Raw genomic sequence first — 20584 nt, 5'->3', positions numbered from 1 at the left:
CACTTTTACCGTGTGTGGATTTCGCGGGCGGAAACGGGTTGTCGCCAGATCAGGCGGTTCGTTGCCATATTCTGGGGGCAGAATTCAGGTATAGGTCAAGCATGATGGACCCGATGTTTGAAATCCCAAAAGACCGCAAGCGGCTGAATGTAGGCAAGATTTGCCTCATGCTGGGGCTGACTGCGCTGCTTTACCTGATGATCGCGCATGAATTTGGTGCGCTGACCCGGGCGTTGACCGCTCGGGTCCAGTAATCTTAAGCGCTAAGGCCGCCTGCAAGATCTGGCATATCCAACGCCGCAAAACCGTAGTGGCGCAACCAGCGCAGATCGCTTTCAAAAAACGCACGCAGATCGGGGATGCCGTATTTCAGCATCGCAATGCGGTCGATGCCCATGCCAAAGGCAAAGCCCTGCCATTCGGCGGCGTTTACGCCTGCCGCCGCCAGCACCTTGGGATGCACCATGCCACTGCCCAGAATCTCCATCCATTTGTCGCCTTGGCCGATCTTCAGCTGACCGCCCTCCCACGAGCAACGGATATCGACCTCGGCTGACGGTTCGGTGAAGGGGAAGTGGCTGGCGCGGAAGCGCAGCTCGACCGAGGGCACTTCAAAAAAGGCACGGCAGAATTCTTCCAACGTCCATTTCAGATTGGCCATGCTGATGTTGCGATCAATCGCAAGGCCTTCGACCTGATGGAACATCGGCGTATGGGTCTGGTCCATATCCATGCGGTAGACGCGGCCAGGTGCAATCACGCGGATCGGGGCACCTTGGGCGGTCATGGCGCGGATTTGCACAGGGCTGGTGTGCGTGCGCAGCACATGCGGCGGGCGGTCATCGCCTTCGGCGCGGTTCATGAAGAACGTGTCATGTTCCTGCCGCGCCGGGTGTTCCGGCGGGATGTTCAGCGCGTCAAAGTTATACCAATCAGATTCGACCTGCGGGCCTTCGGCGACCGCAAAGCCCATATCGGCGAAAATCGCGGTGAGTTCTTCCATCACCTGAGATACCGGATGAATTGATCCCACGCGGCGCGGACGCGCAGGCATGGTGACATCCAGCCATTCCGAGCGCAGACGCTCGTTCAGCGCGGCATCGCCCAGGGCGGCTTTCTTAGCGCGCAGGGCCGCATCAATTTCATCTTTCAGCACGTTCAGCATCGCACCTGCGGCCTTGCGCTGATCCGGCTCCATCTTGCCAAGACCCGACATCAGAGCCGAAATCTCGCCTTTTTTGCCAAGAGCGGCCACGCGCAAATCTTCCAGCCCCGCCTCGTCGGCCACATTGGCCACGGCGGTCAGGTATTTGGCCTTCAATGCGTCAAGCCCGTCCATCGTATTCTCCGGTATTCCTGCGGCTTTGTGCTAGCGGCCAAAGCCTGAATTTGCAAGCCGCCGCTTTGCGTTGCTCTTTTTGAAATACTCCCCCCCGGGAGGGTTCAACAGGCATCCAAGGCACTGCGCAAAAGAAAAAGCCCCGCCACAAGGGGCAGGGCTTTTCCTGTAGATCAAGCTTAGGCTTACGCCAAAGCTGCCTTGGCTTGTGCCGCGATGGCGTTGAACGCCTCGGGCTCGTGCACGGCGAGATCGGCCAGAACTTTGCGGTCCACCTCGATGCCAGCTTTCGCCAGACCGTTGATGAAGCGCGAGTATGTGAACTCGATGTCGAACAGACGCACAGCGGCGTTGATCCGCTGGATCCACAAAGCGCGGAAGTTGCGCTTGCGGGTCTTACGGTCGCGCGTTGCATACTGTTGAGCCTTGTCAACAGCTTGCGTTGCGGTGCGGAAGTTCGTGGAGCGGGCGGCGTAATAGCCAGCCGCCTTCTTGATCACCTTGCGGTGACGGGCGTGCGTAACAACGCCGGATTTAACGCGGGACATCGGTTGCTCTCCTTACCGGTCGTAGGGCATGTATTTCTTGACGATCTTCGCGTCGGACGGGTTCAGCAACATGGTGCCGGACGCGTCACGAATGAATTTCGTCGTGCGTTTGATCATGCCGTGGCGTTTGCCGGCGACGCCGGCTTTCACCCGACCGGAGGCCGTGAAGCTGAAACGCTTCTTCGCCGCCGACTTGGTCTTCATCTTGGGCATTTCCATCTCCATGGTTTCAGGCGGTGCTTGGCATGCCACGTTGGCCAGCACTGCGGGGTATTCGAGAGGGTGCTATAGGGGGGCGCGGGCCAAGGTGCAAGAGGCAATGCAACAGAACCGTGCCAATTACGGCAGCACCGATACGGAGTGTCTAGCGGATCACGTCAGCGATAACCTGCACAAAAATATGCGGAATTTCGTCAAAACGGTAGCCAGTGGGCTTTTGGGTCAGCGCGAACACCAGCAAAACGCCCCCGATCAGCACCATGATCGCACCCGCGCGGGGGGGGCGGCTTTCTGAATAAGCCGCTAGCAGCGAGGGAATTGCCAAAGCACAGATGATAATGCCGATGACAAGAATCTGGTCGTTGCTCATGCAGAACTACCTTGTAAAAATACAGGCCAAACGGCTTCTGGCCAAAGCTGGCCAGTCAACCAATTTGGCCTGTATAACAGGTTATTCCGGGTCGACGCTGGAAATCAACCGTTCATCGCAAGGGGCGACACGCAGGATGTTGGTGGTGCCTTTGACGTTGAACGGCACACCGGCGGTGACGACGATCATATCTTCGACACCGGCAAAGCCATCGACGCGGGCGGCATGAACGGCGGCTAGAACCGCGCCTTTGAAGCGTTCCTGCGGTTCGGTGATCGCGCAATGCGCGCCCCAGGTCAGCGCCATCCGGCGGGCCGAAGACATCAGCGGGGTCAGCGCGATAATCGGCACGCGGGGCCGTTCACGCGCCACAAGTGCCGCCGTGTTGCCGGTCAGTGAGAAGCAGACGATGGCCTTGATATTGGTGGCTTCGGCGATTTCACGCGCGGCGGCGACGATGCCATCGGCGATGGTTTCGCGGTGAACCACGCGGCTCGCCTCGATCACCTGACGATAGGTCGGGTCTTTTTCCACCGACAGCGCCACGTTGTTCATCGTGGTGACAGCTTCGATCGGATATTTGCCCGCAGCCGATTCGGCCGACAGCATGATCGCATCTGCGCCTTCATAGATCGCGGTTGCCACGTCCGAGACTTCGGCGCGGGTTGGCACCGGCGCTTCGATCATGGATTCGAGCATCTGGGTGGCGACGATCACCGGTTTGGCGGCAGCGCGCGCGCCGCGCACAAGGCGCTTCTGGATCGGCGGCACCGAAGTCACCGGCAGTTCCACACCCAGATCGCCACGGGCGACCATGATCCCATCGGATACCCGCAGAATCGCGTCATAGGCTTTCACTGCGGCAGGTTTTTCGATTTTCGACAGGATCGAGGCGCGACCGCGTGCCAGTTGGCGCGCTTCGATCACGTCTTCGGGGCGCTGCACGAAGGACAGCGCCAACCAATCCACGCCCAACTCGCAGGCGAATTCCAGATCTTCGCGGTCTTTGGCCGACAAAGCCGCCAAGGGCAGCACCACGTCGGGCACGTTGACGCCCTTGCGGTTGGAAATCATGCCGCCAACTTCGACCACGCAATTGGCATAGTCGCGGCCACAATCCTTGACCCGCACGCGGATCTTGCCGTCATTGACCAGCAGCGAAGCGCCCGGCTCCAAGGCTGCGAAAATCTCGGGATGCGGCAGCTGCACGCGGGTGGCATCGCCGGGCGTGCTGCTGAGATCCATGCGGAAATCGGCACCCTCGACCAGCTCTTCGCCCGCCGGATTGGCGAAGACGCCAACGCGCAGCTTTGGCCCCTGAAGATCGGCCAGAATCGCGATCGGGCGGCCGGTGTCGGCCTCTACCTGACGGATGATGGCATGGCGCGCGGCCTGCTCGGCATGGGTGCCGTGGCTCATGTTCAGGCGGAACACATCGGCCCCAGCCTCAAACAGCGCGCGGATCATTTTATAGTCGCTGGAGGCCGGGCCCAAAGTGGCCACGATCTTTACGTTCCGAAGGCGTCTCATGCCTTGTTCCTTTTCGTCGCGTTCATTTTTCGTGGTGGGCCGCGCGTCTTATGGATCAATCTGACGTGCGGGGCAACTGGCGGTTTCGGTAGCGGTAGCATAAATGTCGGAAGTTGATGGATTGTGACGGAATGAGCATGGCATTTACGATTTCGGGCGAAAACAGGCCGGGGCGCTGGTTGGTGACGTGTGATCATGCAACCAACCGGGTTCCTGATGAATTGGGCGGCAGTTTGGGCATCAGCGCTGCCGATATGGCGCGCCACATCGCCTATGATGTCGGCGCTGCCGGCTTGGCGCGGGCTTTGGGCGTAGCGCTCGACAGCCCGGTGATTTGTTCGGATTTCAGCCGGTTGGTGATTGATCCCAACCGTGGCGAGGATGATCCGACACTGGTGATGAAGCTTTATGACGGCACGATCATTCCCGCAAACCGCCATGTCGGACCCGAGGAAACCGAGCGCCGTCTTGCCACCCTTTACCGACCTTATCACTCGGCCTATGCGCGGCTTGCCGCACGGCAACCGGACACGGTGATTCTGGCAATCCATTCCTTCACACCGTGCCTGAAGGGCCGCCCGCCGCGCCCTTGGCATGTCGGTGTGCTTTATAGCCATCTGGACGAGCGTTTTTCCAAACCGCTGATCGCACGGCTTCACGCCGAGGCCGATCTTTGCATTGGCGATAACGAGCCCTATGCGGGCCATCTTCCCGGCGACGCGATTGACATGCACGCGTTGCAGCCGGGGCGGCACAACACTTTGATCGAACTGCGCAATGATCTGATCGGGACAGAGGCCGAGCAGCAGGCTTGGGCACTGCGGCTTGCCCCGATTCTGGCCGAAGTGTTGGCGGGGCTGACGGAATAGCGCGGCTTTGGAAACAATTCCTGCATCACTTTGAAATTGTAGTGAATTTGCGGCAAAATTACGCCAAAATTTGACACGCAGCGCTGTACCCAGCTAGCTGAGTGCGAGAGTAATTTATGGGTGCCCGAATGGAATTTTTGTTGTTGCTTGCCATACCTTTGTTAGGCTTTGCCTTTTCCGGCTCTGATGATCACAACGATGACCCAGAACCCGAACAGCCGGGCGATACGTTGTCGGGCGGCGAGAGCAATGACACCCTTCTTGGCACCACCGGGGCGGATGTGATCTCGGGCAATGGTGGAGATGATTCACTGGTCGGCTTTGCCGGAGACGACACAATCCGGGGCGGCTTTGGCAATGATATCGTCGATGGTCACCTTGGCGATGATTATGTGAATGGTGGCGCGGATGATGATACCGTGCTGGGCTACTTCGGCGATGACACCTTGCTTGGTGGACGCGGCGATGATGTCGTGCTGGGTGAAGAGGGCGATGACAGCATCGACCTTGGCGATGGGAATGACACCAACTGGGTCAGCCCCGAGATTTCTCAAGATGCATTTGCTTACGGCCAGTTGGGCGACGATCAGGTTTTTGGTGGCGCAGGCAATGATTCCATCTGGGATTATGCGGGAGAGAACACTCTGGACGGTGGCGATGGCGATGATGAGATTTCGGCGACCGACAACCAGTTAGATGGCTGGGAAACCGCAGACGATGCGGCGGATCAAGTCTCGGGCGGGGCGGGCGACGATGTTTTGGTCGGCGATGATGGCGACACTTTGCTTGGCGGTGCCGGCGATGATCTGATGGTCACCGTGCATGAACGCGACGAAGCTGAAGCCGTCACCGTGGGCGATTATGACGGCAATGCAGATAGCCTCGAGCTGCATGTTGACAGCGCGATTGCCGATCTGACGCAATGGACGCTATTTTCACAAACCGACACCGCAACCGGCAATGTGACGCTTGGCTTGGAAAACAACACCGATCCAGCGCAGACTATCGAGCTTGCCTATCTGACCAACGCCACGAATTTTGCGATTGCGCAAGTGACGCTGATTCAGAACTGACGGATTGGCGTGGCCCGGTTTTCCACGATGAAAAACCGGGCCGCAGCTTTACACAGCCGCTTTGCGCATTTCGTCCAGATAAATCTCGCGCAGCCGGGCTACGACATGGCCCGGTTTACCTGCACCCACGGCGGCACCGTCAATCTCGACCACTGGCATGACAAACGCGCTGGCCGAGGTGATGAACGCCTCATCCGCGGCCTGCGCTTCGTCGATGGAAAACGCGCGCTCTTCGACCTCCATCTGTGCCTCAACCGCAAAGCGCAGCACTGCGGCGCGGGTGATGCCGTGCAGGATGTCGCTGGAAAGCTGGCGGGTGATGATCTTGTTGCCCTTGACGATATAGGCGTTGTTCGAGGTGCCTTCAGTCACCACGCCATCCTCGACAAACCAGCTGTCATCCACCCCGGCCTTTTTCGCAGCCATTTTCCCCATCGACGGATACAAAAGCTGCACCGTCTTGATGTCGCGCCGCCCCCAGCGAATATCCGGGATCGAGATCACCTTTATGCCGACCTTTGCGGCTGGGTTATCCGCCAAACCCGGCTTGGCTTGGGTGAACAGCACAACCGTCGGGGTTACGTCATCGGACGGATAGGCGAAATCACGATCCCCCGGATTGCCACGGGTGACTTGCAGATAGACCATACCGTCTTCAATGGCGTTCACAGCCACCAGTTCGCGGTGGATCGCCAGCCATTCGGCATCGCTGTGCGGGTTTTGCATCTCAAGCTCTGACAGGCTGCGGGCAAGGCGCACACAATGGCCGCCAAAGTCGATCAGCTTGCCATCCAGCACCGAGGTGACTTCATAGACGCCATCCGCCATCAGAAAGCCGCGGTCAAAGATCGAAACTTTGGCTTCGGCTTCCGGCAGATAGGCGCCATTGAGGTAAACGGTTCTGGTCATACTGATCTCTCCTTAGCCCGCAGGCAAAGCTGCATCTTTGCGCTTGGGTTTGAGACAGAAGCAGCGGGGCGTCAAGGTCGGGGCGGGGTTGCGCTGCTGTGCAGCGCGGTTTTGCAAGGAATTGCGCTGAATGGTCGGTGGAGTGAAATAAATTTATACTAATATGCAGTATGGCAGTGGAAAATTCCAAGAGTTGATGCGGAAAGAAGTCCTAGGCGAAGAAAGTTCGAAAGATTTGCGATTTTCAGCGGCGATAATGCTGCAGTTGCAAATTCAACTTGCTGATTACGGCGCAAGAATATACCAAACGCATGAAAGTCTGTGAAATATCATTGCGAGGCAAAATGTCCTTCCGTCTGCAACCCAGCCCGCCCGCACGTCCCAACCGCTGCCAGCTGTTCGGCCCCGGCTCGCGCCCGGCGTTGTTTGCCAAAATGGCGGCTTCGGCGGCGGATGTGATCAATATTGATCTCGAAGATTCGGTGGCACCCTCTGACAAAGCCAGCGCCCGCGCGCAGATGATCACCGCAATCAATGATCTGGATTGGGGCCGCAAAACCCTTTCTGTGCGAATCAATGGCCTTGATACGCCCTATTGGTATCGGGATGTGGTCGATCTGCTGGAGCAAGCGGGCGACCGGCTGGATATGATCATGATCCCCAAGGTGGGCTGTGCGGCGGATGTCTATGCGGTGGATGCGCTGGTGACGGCGATCGAGCGCGCAAAGGGCCGCACCAAACCCATCGCGTTTGAGGTGATCATCGAATCCGCAGCCGGTATCGCGCATGTCGAAGATATCGCGGCATCCTCTCCGCGCCTGCAGGCGATGTCTTTGGGGGCGGCGGATTTTGCGGCCTCGATGGGGATGCAAACCACGGGTATCGGCGGCACGCAGGAAAACTACTATATGTTGCGGGACGGCCAGCGGCATTGGTCCGATCCGTGGCACTGGGCGCAGGCCGCCATCGTCGCCGCCTGCCGCACACATGGGTTGCTGCCGGTCGACGGCCCGTTTGGCGATTTCAGCGATGATGAAGGCTTTCGCGCGCAGGCCCGGCGCTCGGCCACATTGGGCATGGTTGGCAAATGGGCGATTCATCCCAAGCAGATCGCTTTGGCAAACGAAGTGTTCACCCCATCCGACGCCGCAGTGACCGAAGCGCGCGAGATTCTGGCGGCGATGGCGGATGCTAAGGCGCGTGGTGAGGGGGCGACGGTCTATAAAGGTCGTCTGGTGGACATCGCCTCGATCAAACAGGCGGAAGTGATCGTCAAACAGGCGGAAATGATCGCCGCCGCTTAAGATTTGACCACGAAAAAGATGTTGTTGACTCGTGTGTTTTGTATCGCCAATGTGACGCCACGACATGCGACAACATGTCCCAAGATTGACGAAAAACTACCCGCGCGGCAAAGGGAGAGGAGGCCCGATGCCGCATCCTCGGGAGGATGCACGCCCCGTGTTAACGCACGGGGCTGTGCTGTTTCTGGGGCCTTGGGGTTTGGGCTGTGGTCGGTCTAGTGGCCTGCGCCCCACGGTTTTTCCCAGCCGCTGATCCCATCCCAACCGACAGCAAATCCGCCCGAACGGACTGGCGCGGGGCGGCGATGCCTCGTCGGTTGCAATTTCTGTGGTAGGCGGCCATATAGAAAGCCTTGCGCAAGATGGAGTGCTCGATGAACTACCTCGAATTCGAGAAGCCTTTGGCCGAAATTGAAGGCAAGGCTGAAGAGTTGCGCGCGATGGCGCGGACCAATACGGGGATGGATGTCACCAAAGAGGCCGAGCAACTTGACCGCAAGGCCGAGCAGCTGCTGAAGGATCTGTACAAGGATCTGACGCCGTGGCGGAAATGTCAGGTGGCGCGGCACCCCGAGCGCCCGCATGCCAAGGACTACATCGAACAGCTGTTTCAGGAATACACCCCGCTGGCCGGTGACCGCGGCTTTTCGGATGATCATGCGGTGATGGGCGGGCTTGCGCGCTTTAACGACACGCCGGTGATGGTGATTGGCCACGAAAAAGGCAACGACACCAAAAGCCGGATCGAGCGTAATTTCGGCATGGCGCGGCCTGAAGGCTATCGCAAGGCCGTGCGGTTGATGGATATGGCGCATCGCTTTCAGTTGCCGGTGATCACGCTGATCGACACCCCCGGCGCTTATCCGGGCAAGGGCGCAGAAGAACGCGGGCAGGCAGAGGCGATTGCGCGGTCCACCGCGAAATGTCTGGAAATTGGCGTGCCTCTGATTTCGGTGATCATCGGCGAGGGTGGCTCGGGCGGGGCGGTGGCCTTTGCCACGGCAAACCGCATCGCGATGCTGGAACATTCGGTTTACTCGGTGATCAGCCCGGAAGGCTGCGCGTCGATCCTGTGGAAGGATGCCGAAAAGATGCGCGAGGCCGCCGAGGCGTTGCGGCTGACGGCGCAGGATCTGCAAAAGCTGGGCGTGATCGACCGCATCGTGAAAGAGCCTATGGGCGGCGCGCAGCGTGGCCGCAAGGAAACCGTCGAGGCGGTTGGCAAGGCGATTGAGACCATGCTGAAAGAGCTGTCCGGCAAAAAGCCCGAGGCTTTGATCAGGGATCGGCGGCAGAAATTCCTCGATATGGGCAGCAAGGGTCTGGCGGCCTGAAACCGCTGTCCACGCGTGGACAAACTTCCCGATCCAAACGAATCAATAACTTGAGGCCGGGTGTTTACCCGGCCTTAACTATATCCTGAACCATGGCGGGTTTGTGTTGTGCGGCGATCACCCACAGGTTGCGTCGGGCCTTGCAAATCAGGGCATAACCGCAAGCCTCGTCGCGTAAGCCGTCATTCCGCCACAGTTTGAACACGGGGTTTGCACCGCCTTGGCTTATGAAATCTGCAGAGTGAAATTGTAGATTAGTGGGTTGCCATGGCACAAACCGACGTTATTCAGAACGGTTCATTCGACGCGGGCAGCGCCGGATGGACCGGCACTGACCTTGAGACCACCTATGCCGAGTCTGCCTATCTGGGCAATGGATCGGTCAATCGGGTGGCCGAGATGGATGGCCAGACCGGCCAGACCACGGTGATGGAACAAGTGTTTCAGATCGCCCATGCCCAGACCGCAACCCTGACCTTTGACACCGCTTTGCGCACGGATTCGCTGGGAAATGCGGGGGTCGAGGGCTTTCGTGTTGAAGTGCTGGACGCCAGCGGCACGGTGATTGCGACGCAAGATTACCTGCCCACCGCAGCCAGCTTCACGGCGCAATCGTTAAGCGTCAGCTTTCCCGGCGCGGGGGATTATACGCTGCGCTTTACCGAACTTGGGCTGGATGACAGCCTTGGCGCGATTGTTGACAACATCTCAATGCTGGTCTGCTTTGCGGCGGGCACATTGATTGAAACCGACAGGGGCGCGCGGGCGGTCGAAAGCCTGCAACCGGGTGATCTGGTCTGGACGCTGGACGGTGGCTTGCAGCCGGTGCGCTGGATTGCCAGCCGCGCCGTCTCGGTGGCCGAGCAAGAGGCCGATGCCCGGCTGCGCCCGGTGGTGTTTGATCCGGGCAGCTTGGGGCAAACCAGTTTGGGGCATGTCATTCCACAGCGCCGCCTTGCCGTGTCGCCGCAACATCGCATGCTGCTGACGGGTTGGCAGGCTGAATTGCTGTTTGGCCAGTCAGAGGTGCTGGTTGCCGCGCATAGTTTGATCAATGGCGGATCTATCCGGCAGGCCGGGGCGGCAGCGCCGGTCTGCTATGTGCATTTCCTGCTGGACGGGCATCAGATCGTCTGCTCGGACGGGGCTTTGTGCGAAAGCTTCTTTCCCACCCGGTTGTCCTTGGCCGGGGTCGAGCGCGAGGCCCGCACTGAATTGCTGCGGCTGTTCCCCGATCTGGCCAGTTTGCAACTGGTCTTTGCGCAGACCGCCCGCCCGGTGATCAAGCCGCAAGAGGCGCGGTTGCTGACGCAGCTGGCGTCCTGAGCGGGCGCGCAGGGGCAGGCAGGTGGTTGGGCTGGCGTGGTTAGCTCCACCAGCCCAGATGTGCGCGGGTGGCACGTTCGCTGTCGTAGTCTGCGCCATTGATCGCGCCTGCGGTGGCATCCTGCAGCATCTGCCCCGCCGTCGGCAGGTTTTCAACATGCGGCGCGGTCCACAGCGCCGAGCGTTGCAGCGCGCGGGCGCATTGCGAGTAAACCTCTGCCACGCGGATCACGATGACCGCGCGCGGCTGGGCGACTGCGCCACTGGGTTGGATGCGATCAAACCGGGCGCACAGATCAGGGTCGGCCGTGATCCGTGCGGTGCCATTGACCCGCACAGCCGTGGTCGAGCCGGGCACCAGAAAGATCAGCGACACCCGGCCATCGCGGATGATATTGCGCAGGCTGTCGATCCGCTCATTGCCCTTCCAGTCGGGCATCAAGAGGGTCTGGGCGTCAAGTGGCACGACCACAGGCTTCTCGTCGCCGCGCGGGCTGCCGTCGGTGCCTTCGGGGCCAACCGTGGACAGGATGCAGAACCGCGAGGCCGCGATGAAGGCGGCATAAGCGGGGGTGAGATGGTCTGCCACTTTGGCCAGCGCGGGCTTTGCCGGCGTGCCGTAATGGCTGTGCAGATCGTCCAGAGTGGTGATCCATGTCGGGGTATTGATCGGGGTCTTCATGGGCTTGCCTTGCGTGCTTGGCCAAAGGGCCTCCGGCGGGGATATTTAGACAGAGAGGATGACCGGGGTGTGACAAATGCCCAAAGGCGGGGCTTTGGCTTAGGGTGTTTTCTGCTTTTTCGGTTTCTTGGGTTTTGGCGGCGGGGCATCTGCGGCGACGGCGCGCAGCGCGCGGGCGCACAGATCGGGATCGTCGAGGCTTTCTGATCCGACGATATAATCTTTGCTGCCGGGATAGGCGGGGCCGCGCGGCGCCTCTGGCAGCAGGGCATTGGCGCCGGGGGTTGGTTTGATGAACAAGGTGTCGTCGCAGATGAAAGCGACCACGATGCCGTCAAGATAGAGGGCATATTCGCCGAACATCTTTTTGACTGTCAGGGTCAGCGGGATGGTGTCGAGGATATGGTCGATGGTGGCGGCGGAGGTGCTCATGGATAGCCCGCCTCGGCCATCAGCGCGTTCGAGCTGGTCTCGACCCGTGCTTCCAGCTGCGCCATGAACTCGGCGTTCGACAGGCCGGGCGGGATCGCGGGCAGGAAATCCACCACTCCGGTGCCGGGATGGCGCATCAGGCCGTGTTTGGGCCAGAACAGCCCGACATTGGTGCCGACCGGCACGCAGGGCTGGCCGAGTTGGCTGTAGAGTGCGGCGGTGCCAATCTTGTAGGGCAACACCTCGCCGGGGGCGGTGCGGGTGCCTTGTGGGTAGATGATCAGCTGGCCGGGGCGGGCAAGGCCGGACCTTACATCCGACATCATCTTGGTGATCGCAGCGCCGCGTTTGCCGCGATTGACCGGAACGCAGCCGATGCGCAGCGCGTACCAGCCCAAGATCGGGGCAAAGCGCAGCTCTGCCTTCATGATGAATTTCGCGCGGGGCAGGGCGCCATAGATCAGGATGATGTCGAGAAAGCTTTGATGTTTCGGGGCGATCAGCACCTCACCCTGCGGCACCGTGCCGCGAATTTCGGTGCGCAGGCCACAAAGCAGCCACAGCGACAGCCGCACCCATTTGCAAAAGGCATGGCAGGCGGCGGCGGCACCATCGCGGTTCAGCACGGCATAGGGCAGATAGGCGATGCCGATCACCAGCATGGCGAGATACATTTGCAGAATGAAGATCAGCGACAGCAGCCATTGGATCGGTCGCCACAGGGGGGATGTGCGCATCAGGTCAGCTCTCGTAATTTGCGGAAGGCGGCGGCGCGGGTGGCGGCAAAGGCGACGATGGCAACCAAGGGCGGCAGTGCCAGCGGATAAAGCCAGCTTATGCCCTGAAAGCCAAGCCCGGTCAGAAACCCGCCGGCACTGTCGGTCGAGGGCAGCAAAGCCACGCCGATCATCCCCAGCAGCGTGCCACCTGCCGCCCCCGAGATCGCGCGCAGGGTAAAGCGGCGCACGAAGGCGCGGGCGATATAGGCATCGCGTGCGCCAACCTGGCGCAGCACGCGCACCACTTGCGCATTGGCGGCAAGGGCTGCGCTGGCGGCAAGGGTGATCATCGCCGCCGTCGCAGTGCCAATCAGGCCGATGGACAGCAGGCCAAGCAAGCGCAACCGGCTGGCCGCCACCGCGAGCGGCCTGCGCCAACGGGTGTGATCATCCAGCACTGCACCGGGGGCTTCGGCCATCAGGCGCTGGCGCAGGCCTTCGCCATCATAGCCTGCGCCGGTTTCGGTCAGCTCGATCAGCCGGGGCAGCGGCAGCGCATCCACCGGCAGATCGGGGCCGAACCATGGTTCCAGCAACGCGCGCTGTTCGGCGTCGGTCATCGCACGCGCGCTGGCGATGCCGGGCGTGGTTGTCAGCACCGCAAGCACGGCTTTGGTCTGCAGATCCATCTGATCTTCGGGCGCGGAGAGCCGCACCGTCGCCGTGCGTTCCAGCGCATCCGACCAGCGATCCGCCAGCCGTCCCGCCGCCAGCGACAACGCCAGAGCGAACACCGCCAGAAAAGCCATAGCCCCCGCCGTGAACGAGGTCAGCCATGCGGTATGGCCCGAAGGCGGCACCACGCGGTCTGCTTGCCGGTCGGCTTGGCGATCTGGCTTGATCAGCGACAGCAAGCTCATAGATCGGCCCCCGCCAGCTGCACCCGACGCTTTGAGATCCGCAGCACCCGTGACGCGACCAAGGATTTCGCCTGCCGGATCAGGTTCAGATCATGCGTCGCAATCAGCACGGTCTTGCCCATGCGGTTCAGCTCGACCAGCAGGGTCAGCAGCCGCAGGGACATTTCCCAATCCAGATTGCCGGTCGGCTCATCTGCCAGCACCACATCGGGGCCGATGATGATGGCGCGGGCAAGCGCTGCGCGTTGCCGCTCGCCCCCCGACAGCGACGGCGGTTTGGCATCTGCCAACTGCCCCAGCCCGACCCAGCCCAACAGGTCGCTGAGATCCTGCGGCACCGTAGGTTTGCCCGCCACCATCAGCGGCAGGGCCACATTGGCAGCCAGCGGCAGATGGTCGAGAAACTGGCAATCCTGTTGCACCATGCCAATCCTCCGCCGGGTCAGCGCGATGTCATCGCGGCTCAGACTGCGCAGGTCGCGGTCGAACAGGGTGATCCGCCCGGCGCTGGGCATCAGATCGCCATAGCACAGCTTTAGAAACGTCGATTTGCCCGCCCCGGACGGCCCGGTCAGAAAATGAAACGATCCCGGCGCAAGCCGCAGCGTGATCTCGGACAGCAATTCGCCTCCGCCGTAGCTATAGGCCACATTGTCGAAGGCGATCACGGCGGTTTATCCTTGTTAAGCCCGATATTGCGTTGCACCATTGCCCAAGCCTGCAACGGATTCAATCGCTTCTGGGCAACAATTGCGACAAAGGCTTCCCGAAGCTGGGCTTCGTTGCTACAGATTGGCAGCCTACATCTTTGAAATGACCCCGGACTGTGAACATGCGCCTTATCTGCCCGAATTGCGATGCGGAATATGAGGTTGACGCCGGGGCGATCCCCGACAGCGGCCGTGATGTGCAATGCTCGAACTGCGGCCATGCGTGGTTTCAGATGGCCCCCGAAGTTGAAGCTGAAATTGCCGCTGAACAGGCGCTGTTTGATGCGCCCCCAAGTGTCGGCGGGGCACCGTTAGCAACATCCGTGGGGGTGGCACCGGTTGCGGCGCAAATGCAGGCTGCACCGCCTGCGTCTGAGCAGCCCGCTGCCACCGCCGATCTGACCGAGGCCGCAGCGAAAGCAGACACCGCCCCGCCTGCGCCCGCTTATGCCCCGCGCAGCATCGACGAAAGCGTGCTTGCGGTTTTGCGTGAAGAAGCCGAGCGCGAGGTTGAGGCCCGCAAGATCGAAGCCCCGGCGGTGGAAACCCAAAGCGAGATGGGGCTGGAGCAGCCCGCGACAGCAGGGGTTGCCCGCCGTCTGGCCCGGCTGAATGGCGCACCAGAGCCTGCGATCAAGCCGCAGACCCGCCGCGAAATGCTGCCCGAGATTGAGGAAATCAACTCGACCCTGCGCGCCAGTTCCGAACGCCGCGCGGGTTCGTCGTCGGCGATCGCCGAGCCGTTGGACGATGACGCTGGCAAGAAATCCAGCTTTCGCTCGGGGTTTGCGCTGACTTTGGTGATCGCGGTGGCGCTGCTTGCGGCCTATGTGATGGCGCCAAAGCTGGCTCAGCAGTTTCCGGCAGCGGCAGGCACGCTGAACGCTTTTGTTGCGGCGGTTGATGCGGGGCGGGTTGCTGTGGATGGTTTGCTGAAATCCGCCATCGCATTTTTGAAAGGGCTGGCGGGCGGTTCGGCCTGATCTGCCCCTAGGTTTTTGGCGCAACCTAGCGGCCCGCGTGTTATTGCCTGAACGCTGTTGGCCGCGCGCCATCCGCAATCCGTGACGATAAAGCTGCGGTTGCTAAGCCTTGCGAATCCAATTCCGCCCGCCTATATCACATCGTGAGAGGTTGGCGCGGGTAAGCGCCTCGCCAACCCGGTCAGGTCCGGAAGGAAGCAGCCGTAACGAGACCCGCTTGGGTCGTTGTCAGCCTCTCACCTTTATCCCTCCAGTTTTATCTCTGCTTTCATCCATGTTTTGTGCAGGTCGCGGCTGGATGGCGGATGGCCCCAAGGTTTTACCCGAAATCTTCAGACAATTCAGTGTGTCCCGTCAGGTATATGCAGAAGCTTAGCGCGTCTTGCGCCAATCACTCAGCCCTTGGGCGACTTGATTGAGCCCGTCTTGAAGCCGCACAGCCGCGCCACCGCCAACGCCCAACCGAATGTGGCTTGGCAGATCATAGGCGCTGCCCGGCAACAGGAAGGTGCGATAAGGCGGGGCAAGCAATTGTCGGACGAAGGCCTCGCTGTCAAGACCCTCGGGCAGGCGGGCAAGGCCGATCAGGCCGGCATTCGGCGGCACCCAAGACAGCAGATCCTGTGTGGCCAGCCAGTCCTTCATCTGCGCCAGATTGGCCGCACCTTCGGCGCGCGCGCGGGCGAGCGCTGTCGCATAATGGCCGGGCCGCAGGGCGATTTCAGCAATCACCTCACCCATGATATTCATGATTTCACTGGAGTTTTCGCGCAAGATCAGCGTGTCCCGCATATGCTCTGCGTCGGGGCAGATAATCCACCCGGTGCGCAGACCCTGCAGGCCCAAGGCTTTGCTGACCGATCCGGTGGTGATGCCGCGTGCATATAGTCCTGCGACAGAAGGCGCGCGCGGGCCGTCCCATTCCAAGCCCGCATAAACCTCGTCCACCAAAAGCCACGCGCCGACGCGATCAGCAATCGCCACCACCTCGGCCTATTCGGCAGCCGACATGAGATTGCCGGTTGGGTTGTTCGGGTTGGTTAAAAACACCATGCGCGTGCCGGGTGTCACCGCCGCCGCAAGCCGATCAAGCGGCAGACGCCAACCCTCGGCTTCTGACCGCGCCACCTTGACGATTTCGGCACCTTTGGCTTTGGCCAGCACTTCGGCTTGGGGCCAGCCGGGGGTTTCGATCACGATCCGCTCGCCGGGCTGCAGGCGCTGCAGGATCGACAGGTAATTCGCCTCGGCAGCGCCTGCGGTGATCAGCACATCGGCAGGAGTGCAGATGCCGGTCAGACCGGCTTGGGCCAGAACCTGCTCGCGCAACTCTGGCAGACCGCGAAAGTCGCGGCCGTTCCAATCAAGCGATTGGTTTGGGTCGAGATCGGCCAGATAGTCACCCAGTTTGGGCGAAGCAGACAGCGAGAACCCAACAATCGCCTCAGGCGCTGCTTCTGTGGTTTCAAGCAGATACTCAAACAGCGCGTGGATCTTGACTTTCAACCGGACACTCCATCTCTTTTCGGCGGGGGTGACGCGATGATGGATGAGATTTTGCTGAAGGGGAAACCCATTCGGTTGGCTGTGCTGGATTATGGCCTGTTCGAGGTCCATTCCGGCCCGCGCACGATCGGGATCTGCGGCTTTGCCGTGCAGACCGATGCTGGAGAGGTCGTGCTGATCGACACCGGATTTCCCGAGAAATATGTCGACGACGCCGAAGCCGCGACACTTGAAGACGGGCTTGGCAGCTTTGGCCGGGTTTTGCGCATAACGCCGGAAAATACCCCCCACGCGCAGCTTGCCAAGCTGGGGCTTTCAACAGCTGATGTCACGTTGATGATCCAAAGCCACACGCATATCGACCATGTTGGCCACATGGACGGTTTTCCGGGCGTGCCGATCCTGATTGCAAAGGCCGAGCGTGATTTGCCGCGTCCGCTGTATTGGTCGGGCAAGCAGGCGATGGAATGGCCGTTGCGCGACTATCATCTGGTGACGCAGGATTTCAGTTTGGCGCCGGGGTTTGAGGTGTTGTTGTGTCCGGGACACGCGCCGGGGCAACTGGCGTTTATGGTCAAGTTGCCCGACACGGGTTGGGTGCTGCTGACCTCGGATGCGATCAGCCGGGCAGCCGAGATTGACGAGGGCTTTGCGGGGTCTTGGAATGTGCCTCTGGCCATTTCGCACGGCGCGCGGATCATGTCCTTGGCCCAGCAGCGGGATGCGCTGGTGATCTATGGCCACAGCCCGCAGCAATGGCCGGATTTGCGCAAAGCCCCGGACTGGTTTACCTGACGTCGCGGCCCTGATTGAGAATGATCACATTTCCGCTGCAAATATCCCCGGCAGATGAGATCAGAAACCCGACCCAAGCCGCAACCTCGGCCGGTTGCATCGCATGGCCGTGCGGCATTGCAGAAATGGCGCGGGCCAGCACATCCTCGGTCAACACCTTGAACAGCGGTGTTTCTGTCATCGCGGGTGCAAGCGAATTCACAGCGATCTTGTCGCGGGCATAGCGGCGTGCAAGATCCTTGGTCAGCGTGTCCAGAGCCGCTTTAGAGGCGCGATAATGCGGCGGGTCAAAAACGTCAAAATTATATGCTCCATTCGAGCTGATGTTGACGATTTTGCGCACGCCGTCCCGGCCAAGCATCAACTTGATCGCAGCCTGACAGCAATGGAACGCGCCCGAGAAATTGAGCGACATTTGCCGATCAAGCTCTTGCGGCGGAATATCGGGGAAGTCCGACATGAAACAGGTGCCTGCATTGTTCACCAGCGCATCAATGCCGCCATGCTCTTGGGCAATCTGCGCGAAGGTGGCTTGAATGGCGGCTGTATCGGTCAGATCGGTGACATGGCCGGTGAAACCGGGGCCCGCCATGCTTTGCAAGCCCACCGCATCAATATCCAGCCCCACCACATGCAGCCCGTCAGCGCGCAATTTGGCGCTGATTGCCCGCCCAAGACCGCCCGCTGCACCCGTCACGACCGCTATTCTCGCCATTTCCCGCCCACTTTTCCGGTTGACCCACGTTTCATGCGGACACCAGCACTATTAGACCAGCTTGCGCAAGGTGCAGCGCATATTGGTCGGCGCAACTTGGTGGGGGCAGCATCCCAACGCTGTCTCATGTTTGCCATCGTGAACATCCCACCCACGCGAGCCGAAGCAATCGACCGGGTAGCGCTGGAAACTGCCCTAATGGCCGTGGAACCAGCCTAGACCAGATTGCGACAGACCAAGCCCGGTTCATCTCGTCATTTAGGGGGGGCGTTCACAGCATAAGCAATTGTGTCCAGAGTGCCGTGCCCGCCGCGTTTGGATTTCCCTCCAACCGCATTGCGGTGATCTGCAAATTGCAGGCCGGAAGGTCTGCCGACAGCTGCACCAACTGCCCCGTGGCAATTCGGCTTTGGGCCAGAGAATTCGGCACCCAAGCGACGCCAACGCCCGCGACCGCCATTTCCACCGCAGCAAGGGTCAAAGCAGTTTCGACTTTCGGCGTGAAATGAATGTCCGCATCAAGAAACGGCAAAATGCGCCGCGCCATCACCCTGCCGAAAAACACATCCGGTGGATAGGCGATATAGGGGATATCAGGGCCATCCACCGCGATTTGCGCGAATGGTCTGTTGAACACGGGGATCAGGCGATCGGTGCCAATGGTGATGATCTCTAGAAAGTCGGCATTAAAATCGCCGGACTCTTCGGGCAGTTGATAGACGATGGCCACATCTGCTTGGCGCGACAACAACAGACCGGTACATTCATCCAGATTGGCCGAGCGCAGCCGCACCTGCATAGTGTCGTGCTGGATGGGCAGTTGTTGCAGAATTGACGGGATCCGCATGGCGGTCAGCGAATGTTGGCAGGCAATGACCACCTTGTTGCTGGTCATCCGCTCGCCTCGCCGCAGATCGACCAGCAACTGTCGCAAGCCAGAGACCAAGGTCAGGATCTGTTCGCTTTGGGCCAAAGTGGTGGCTTGCAGCCGGATCGGCTTGTGGTCGCGGTCGAACAGTTCCACGCCGACATAATCTTCGATCTGTCTGATCCGGCGCGAAAATGCCGATTGCGTCAACCGCCGCCGCTCTGCCGCGCCGCTGAACGACCCGGTTTCGGCGATTGCCAAAATGTCTTCCAGCCATTCCAGCCGCATGATGCCCCATAACTTGCAAGACTTGCATCATACTTCAAATATTTCGCATTAGCCACGCCGATTAATCTGTGTGAGGATCAAATCATACAAGTTAGACCATCCAAGTAGACAAGGAACTGCCATGCACCTCGCCCGTTTTCCCCGCGTTCATCTGGCGCATCTTCCGACGCCTTTGGAAAAACTGGATCGCTTGTCGAAGGAACTGGGCGGGCCGGAAATCTGGATCAAGCGCGATGACTGCACGGGCCTGTCGACGGGCGGCAACAAGACCCGCAAGCTGGAGTTTTTGATGGCCGAAGCGCAGGCTATGGGCGCGGATACGGTGATGACGCAGGGCGCCACGCAATCCAACCACGCGCGCCAGACGGCGGCTTTTGCGGCCAAGCTGGGGATGGGCTGCCATATCCTGCTGGAAGATCGCACCGGGTCGAATGACGCCAATTACAACGGCAACGGCAATGTGCTGCTGGACCACTTGCATGGGGCTACCACCTCAAAACGCGCAGGCGGCCGCGATATGCAGGCCGAGATGGAGATGGTGGCCGAGCGTCTGCGGGGCGAGGGGCGCAAGGTCTACCTAATCCCCGGCGGTGGCTCTAACGCGACCGGGGCGCTGGGCTATGTCAACTGCGCGTTTGAGTTGGTGGGCCAAGCCAATGACCGCAGTCTGGTGATTGATCATCTGGTGACGGCGACCGGCTCGGCTGGCACGCAAGCCGGGTTGATCACCGGGCTGAAGGCGATCAATGCGGGTATCCCGCTGACCGGCATCGGTGTGCGCGCGCCGAAGGAAAAGCAGGAAGAAAACGTGTTCGCGCTGGCGCTGAAAACGGCGGAAAAGCTGGGCTGTCCCTGCGTCGTCGCGCGCGGCGATGTGGTTGCCGACAGCAGCTATGTCGGCGCAGGTTATGGCATCCCGCGCGACGATACGCTGGAAGCTATTCGCATGTTCGCGCAACTGGAAGGCATCCTGCTCGACCCAGTCTATTCCGGCAAGGGCGCGGCGGGTCTGATTGATTACTGCCGCAAAGGCAAGTTCAAGAAGGGAGAGCGGGTGGTGTTCCTTCATACCGGCGGCTCGGCTGCGCTGTTCGGCTATGACGCGGTGTTTGCCGATGGCAACAAAGCCTTGGTGGTGGCCTGAT

The 20584-nt window shown here is 60.5% G+C and carries 22 protein-coding genes, 1 other RNA gene and 1 pseudogene; 10 read left to right on the top strand and 14 right to left on the bottom strand.

All coding sequences use genetic code 11. The features are described 5' to 3' along the window. The first annotated feature begins 113 nt into the window (after positions 1-113). Positions 114-254: a hypothetical protein gene (locus QQJ98_RS12305; protein ID WP_284325645.1), complete on the top strand. Its 141-nt coding sequence runs from the start codon at positions 114-116 to the stop codon at positions 252-254. A gap of 2 nt (positions 255-256) precedes the next feature. Here the strand turns inward: QQJ98_RS12305 and pheS are convergent, their stop codons facing one another. From pheS to pyk, 5 genes are all read right to left on the bottom strand, one after another. Next, entirely contained in the window at positions 257-1339 is a 1083-nt protein-coding gene (pheS, locus tag QQJ98_RS12300; RefSeq protein WP_284325644.1) for a phenylalanine--tRNA ligase subunit alpha, read from the bottom strand. Positions 1340-1524: 185 nt separating this feature from the next. Beyond that, on the bottom strand, positions 1525-1887 hold the full coding sequence (rplT, locus tag QQJ98_RS12295; RefSeq protein ID WP_284325643.1) for a 50S ribosomal protein L20: 363 nt from the start codon (positions 1885-1887) through the stop codon (positions 1525-1527). Between the two features lie 12 nt (positions 1888-1899). Next, entirely contained in the window at positions 1900-2100 is a 201-nt protein-coding gene (rpmI, locus tag QQJ98_RS12290; RefSeq protein WP_284325642.1) for a 50S ribosomal protein L35, read from the bottom strand. A 151-nt stretch (positions 2101-2251) separates the two neighbouring features. Beyond that, entirely contained in the window at positions 2252-2476 is a 225-nt protein-coding gene (locus QQJ98_RS12285) for a hypothetical protein (RefSeq protein WP_284325641.1), read from the bottom strand. Positions 2477-2557: 81 nt separating this feature from the next. Further along, positions 2558-4006: a pyruvate kinase gene (gene pyk, locus QQJ98_RS12280; protein WP_284325640.1), complete on the bottom strand. Its 1449-nt coding sequence runs from the start codon at positions 4004-4006 to the stop codon at positions 2558-2560. 131 nt (positions 4007-4137) lie between these two features. On the opposite strand from pyk, the gene QQJ98_RS12275 reads away from it, so the two are divergent. Together QQJ98_RS12275 and QQJ98_RS12270 are read left to right on the top strand one after the other, a co-directional pair. Continuing rightward, positions 4138-4875 (top strand): N-formylglutamate amidohydrolase, encoded by a 738-nt coding sequence (locus QQJ98_RS12275; RefSeq protein WP_284325639.1) that lies wholly within the window; start codon positions 4138-4140, stop codon positions 4873-4875. Positions 4876-5003: 128 nt separating this feature from the next. After that, positions 5004-5948 (top strand): calcium-binding protein, encoded by a 945-nt coding sequence (locus QQJ98_RS12270; protein WP_284325638.1) that lies wholly within the window; start codon positions 5004-5006, stop codon positions 5946-5948. Between the two features lie 48 nt (positions 5949-5996). On the opposite strand, the gene QQJ98_RS12265 is transcribed toward QQJ98_RS12270, so the two are convergent. Continuing rightward, the gene (locus QQJ98_RS12265) at positions 5997-6857 is read right to left on the bottom strand and encodes a D-amino-acid transaminase (protein ID WP_284325637.1); all 861 of its coding nucleotides are present in this window, start codon (positions 6855-6857) and stop codon (positions 5997-5999) included. Positions 6858-7201: 344 nt separating this feature from the next. On the opposite strand from QQJ98_RS12265, the gene QQJ98_RS12260 reads away from it, so the two are divergent. The 3 genes from QQJ98_RS12260 to QQJ98_RS12250 all read left to right on the top strand — a co-directional run bounded on the left by QQJ98_RS12260 (position 7202) and on the right by QQJ98_RS12250 (position 10821). Then, the gene (locus QQJ98_RS12260) at positions 7202-8161 is read left to right on the top strand and encodes an L-malyl-CoA/beta-methylmalyl-CoA lyase (protein ID WP_284325636.1); all 960 of its coding nucleotides are present in this window, start codon (positions 7202-7204) and stop codon (positions 8159-8161) included. Positions 8162-8535: 374 nt separating this feature from the next. Beyond that, a complete protein-coding gene (locus QQJ98_RS12255) occupies positions 8536-9495 on the top strand; it encodes an acetyl-CoA carboxylase carboxyltransferase subunit alpha (RefSeq protein WP_284325635.1) in 960 nt (319 codons plus the stop codon). Between the two features lie 267 nt (positions 9496-9762). Continuing rightward, complete coding sequence (locus tag QQJ98_RS12250) at positions 9763-10821, top strand: Hint domain-containing protein (RefSeq protein ID WP_284325634.1); 1059 nt, start codon at positions 9763-9765, stop codon at positions 10819-10821. 40 nt (positions 10822-10861) lie between these two features. On the opposite strand, the gene QQJ98_RS12245 is transcribed toward QQJ98_RS12250, so the two are convergent. From QQJ98_RS12245 to QQJ98_RS12225, 5 genes are all read right to left on the bottom strand, one after another. Continuing rightward, positions 10862-11503, bottom strand: a complete 642-nt coding sequence (locus tag QQJ98_RS12245; protein ID WP_284325633.1) for an MSMEG_1061 family FMN-dependent PPOX-type flavoprotein — start codon at positions 11501-11503, stop codon at positions 10862-10864. Between the two features lie 99 nt (positions 11504-11602). Next, complete coding sequence (locus QQJ98_RS12240) at positions 11603-11935, bottom strand: TfoX/Sxy family protein (protein ID WP_284325632.1); 333 nt, start codon at positions 11933-11935, stop codon at positions 11603-11605. Beyond that, complete coding sequence (locus tag QQJ98_RS12235) at positions 11932-12672, bottom strand: lysophospholipid acyltransferase family protein (RefSeq protein ID WP_284325631.1); 741 nt, start codon at positions 12670-12672, stop codon at positions 11932-11934. The genes QQJ98_RS12240 and QQJ98_RS12235 overlap by 4 nt, the downstream gene beginning before the upstream one ends. Beyond that, a complete protein-coding gene (locus QQJ98_RS12230; RefSeq protein WP_284325630.1) occupies positions 12672-13574 on the bottom strand; it encodes a cell division protein FtsX in 903 nt (300 codons plus the stop codon). The genes QQJ98_RS12235 and QQJ98_RS12230 overlap by 1 nt, the downstream gene beginning before the upstream one ends. After that, complete coding sequence (locus QQJ98_RS12225; protein ID WP_284325629.1) at positions 13571-14242, bottom strand: cell division ATP-binding protein FtsE; 672 nt, start codon at positions 14240-14242, stop codon at positions 13571-13573. The genes QQJ98_RS12230 and QQJ98_RS12225 overlap by 4 nt, the downstream gene beginning before the upstream one ends. A gap of 164 nt (positions 14243-14406) precedes the next feature. Between QQJ98_RS12225 and QQJ98_RS12220 the strand changes: the two genes are divergently transcribed. Both QQJ98_RS12220 and ffs read left to right on the top strand, forming a co-directional pair. Beyond that, the gene (locus QQJ98_RS12220) at positions 14407-15267 is read left to right on the top strand and encodes a zinc-ribbon domain-containing protein (protein WP_284325628.1); all 861 of its coding nucleotides are present in this window, start codon (positions 14407-14409) and stop codon (positions 15265-15267) included. Between the two features lie 144 nt (positions 15268-15411). Beyond that, positions 15412-15509: signal recognition particle sRNA small type (ffs, locus tag QQJ98_RS12215), an RNA gene on the top strand. A gap of 130 nt (positions 15510-15639) precedes the next feature. On the opposite strand, the pseudogene QQJ98_RS12210 reads toward ffs, so the two are convergent. Beyond that, a pseudogene (locus QQJ98_RS12210) lies at positions 15640-16773 on the bottom strand (aminotransferase class I/II-fold pyridoxal phosphate-dependent enzyme). A 36-nt stretch (positions 16774-16809) separates the two neighbouring features. On the opposite strand from QQJ98_RS12210, the gene QQJ98_RS12205 reads away from it, so the two are divergent. After that, on the top strand, positions 16810-17568 hold the full coding sequence (locus QQJ98_RS12205) for an N-acyl homoserine lactonase family protein (RefSeq protein WP_284325627.1): 759 nt from the start codon (positions 16810-16812) through the stop codon (positions 17566-17568). Here QQJ98_RS12205 and QQJ98_RS12200 read toward each other — a convergent pair. Both QQJ98_RS12200 and QQJ98_RS12195 read right to left on the bottom strand, forming a co-directional pair. Continuing rightward, a complete protein-coding gene (locus QQJ98_RS12200) occupies positions 17561-18283 on the bottom strand; it encodes an SDR family NAD(P)-dependent oxidoreductase (RefSeq protein ID WP_284325626.1) in 723 nt (240 codons plus the stop codon). The two genes, QQJ98_RS12205 and QQJ98_RS12200, sit on opposite strands and share 8 nt — an antisense overlap. A gap of 271 nt (positions 18284-18554) precedes the next feature. Then, a complete protein-coding gene (locus QQJ98_RS12195) occupies positions 18555-19439 on the bottom strand; it encodes a LysR family transcriptional regulator (protein WP_284325625.1) in 885 nt (294 codons plus the stop codon). Between the two features lie 121 nt (positions 19440-19560). On the opposite strand from QQJ98_RS12195, the gene cuyA reads away from it, so the two are divergent. Further along, positions 19561-20583, top strand: a complete 1023-nt coding sequence (gene cuyA / locus QQJ98_RS12190; protein ID WP_284325624.1) for a D-cysteate sulfo-lyase — start codon at positions 19561-19563, stop codon at positions 20581-20583. The last annotated feature ends 1 nt before the right edge of the window (position 20584 follow it).

This window comes from Cypionkella aquatica (genome assembly GCF_030161095.1).
GTDB lineage: Bacteria > Pseudomonadota > Alphaproteobacteria > Rhodobacterales > Rhodobacteraceae > Cypionkella > Cypionkella aquatica.
The sequence above is the reverse complement of the archived record's forward strand: the minus strand, read 5'-3'. Positions and strand labels throughout refer to the sequence as shown.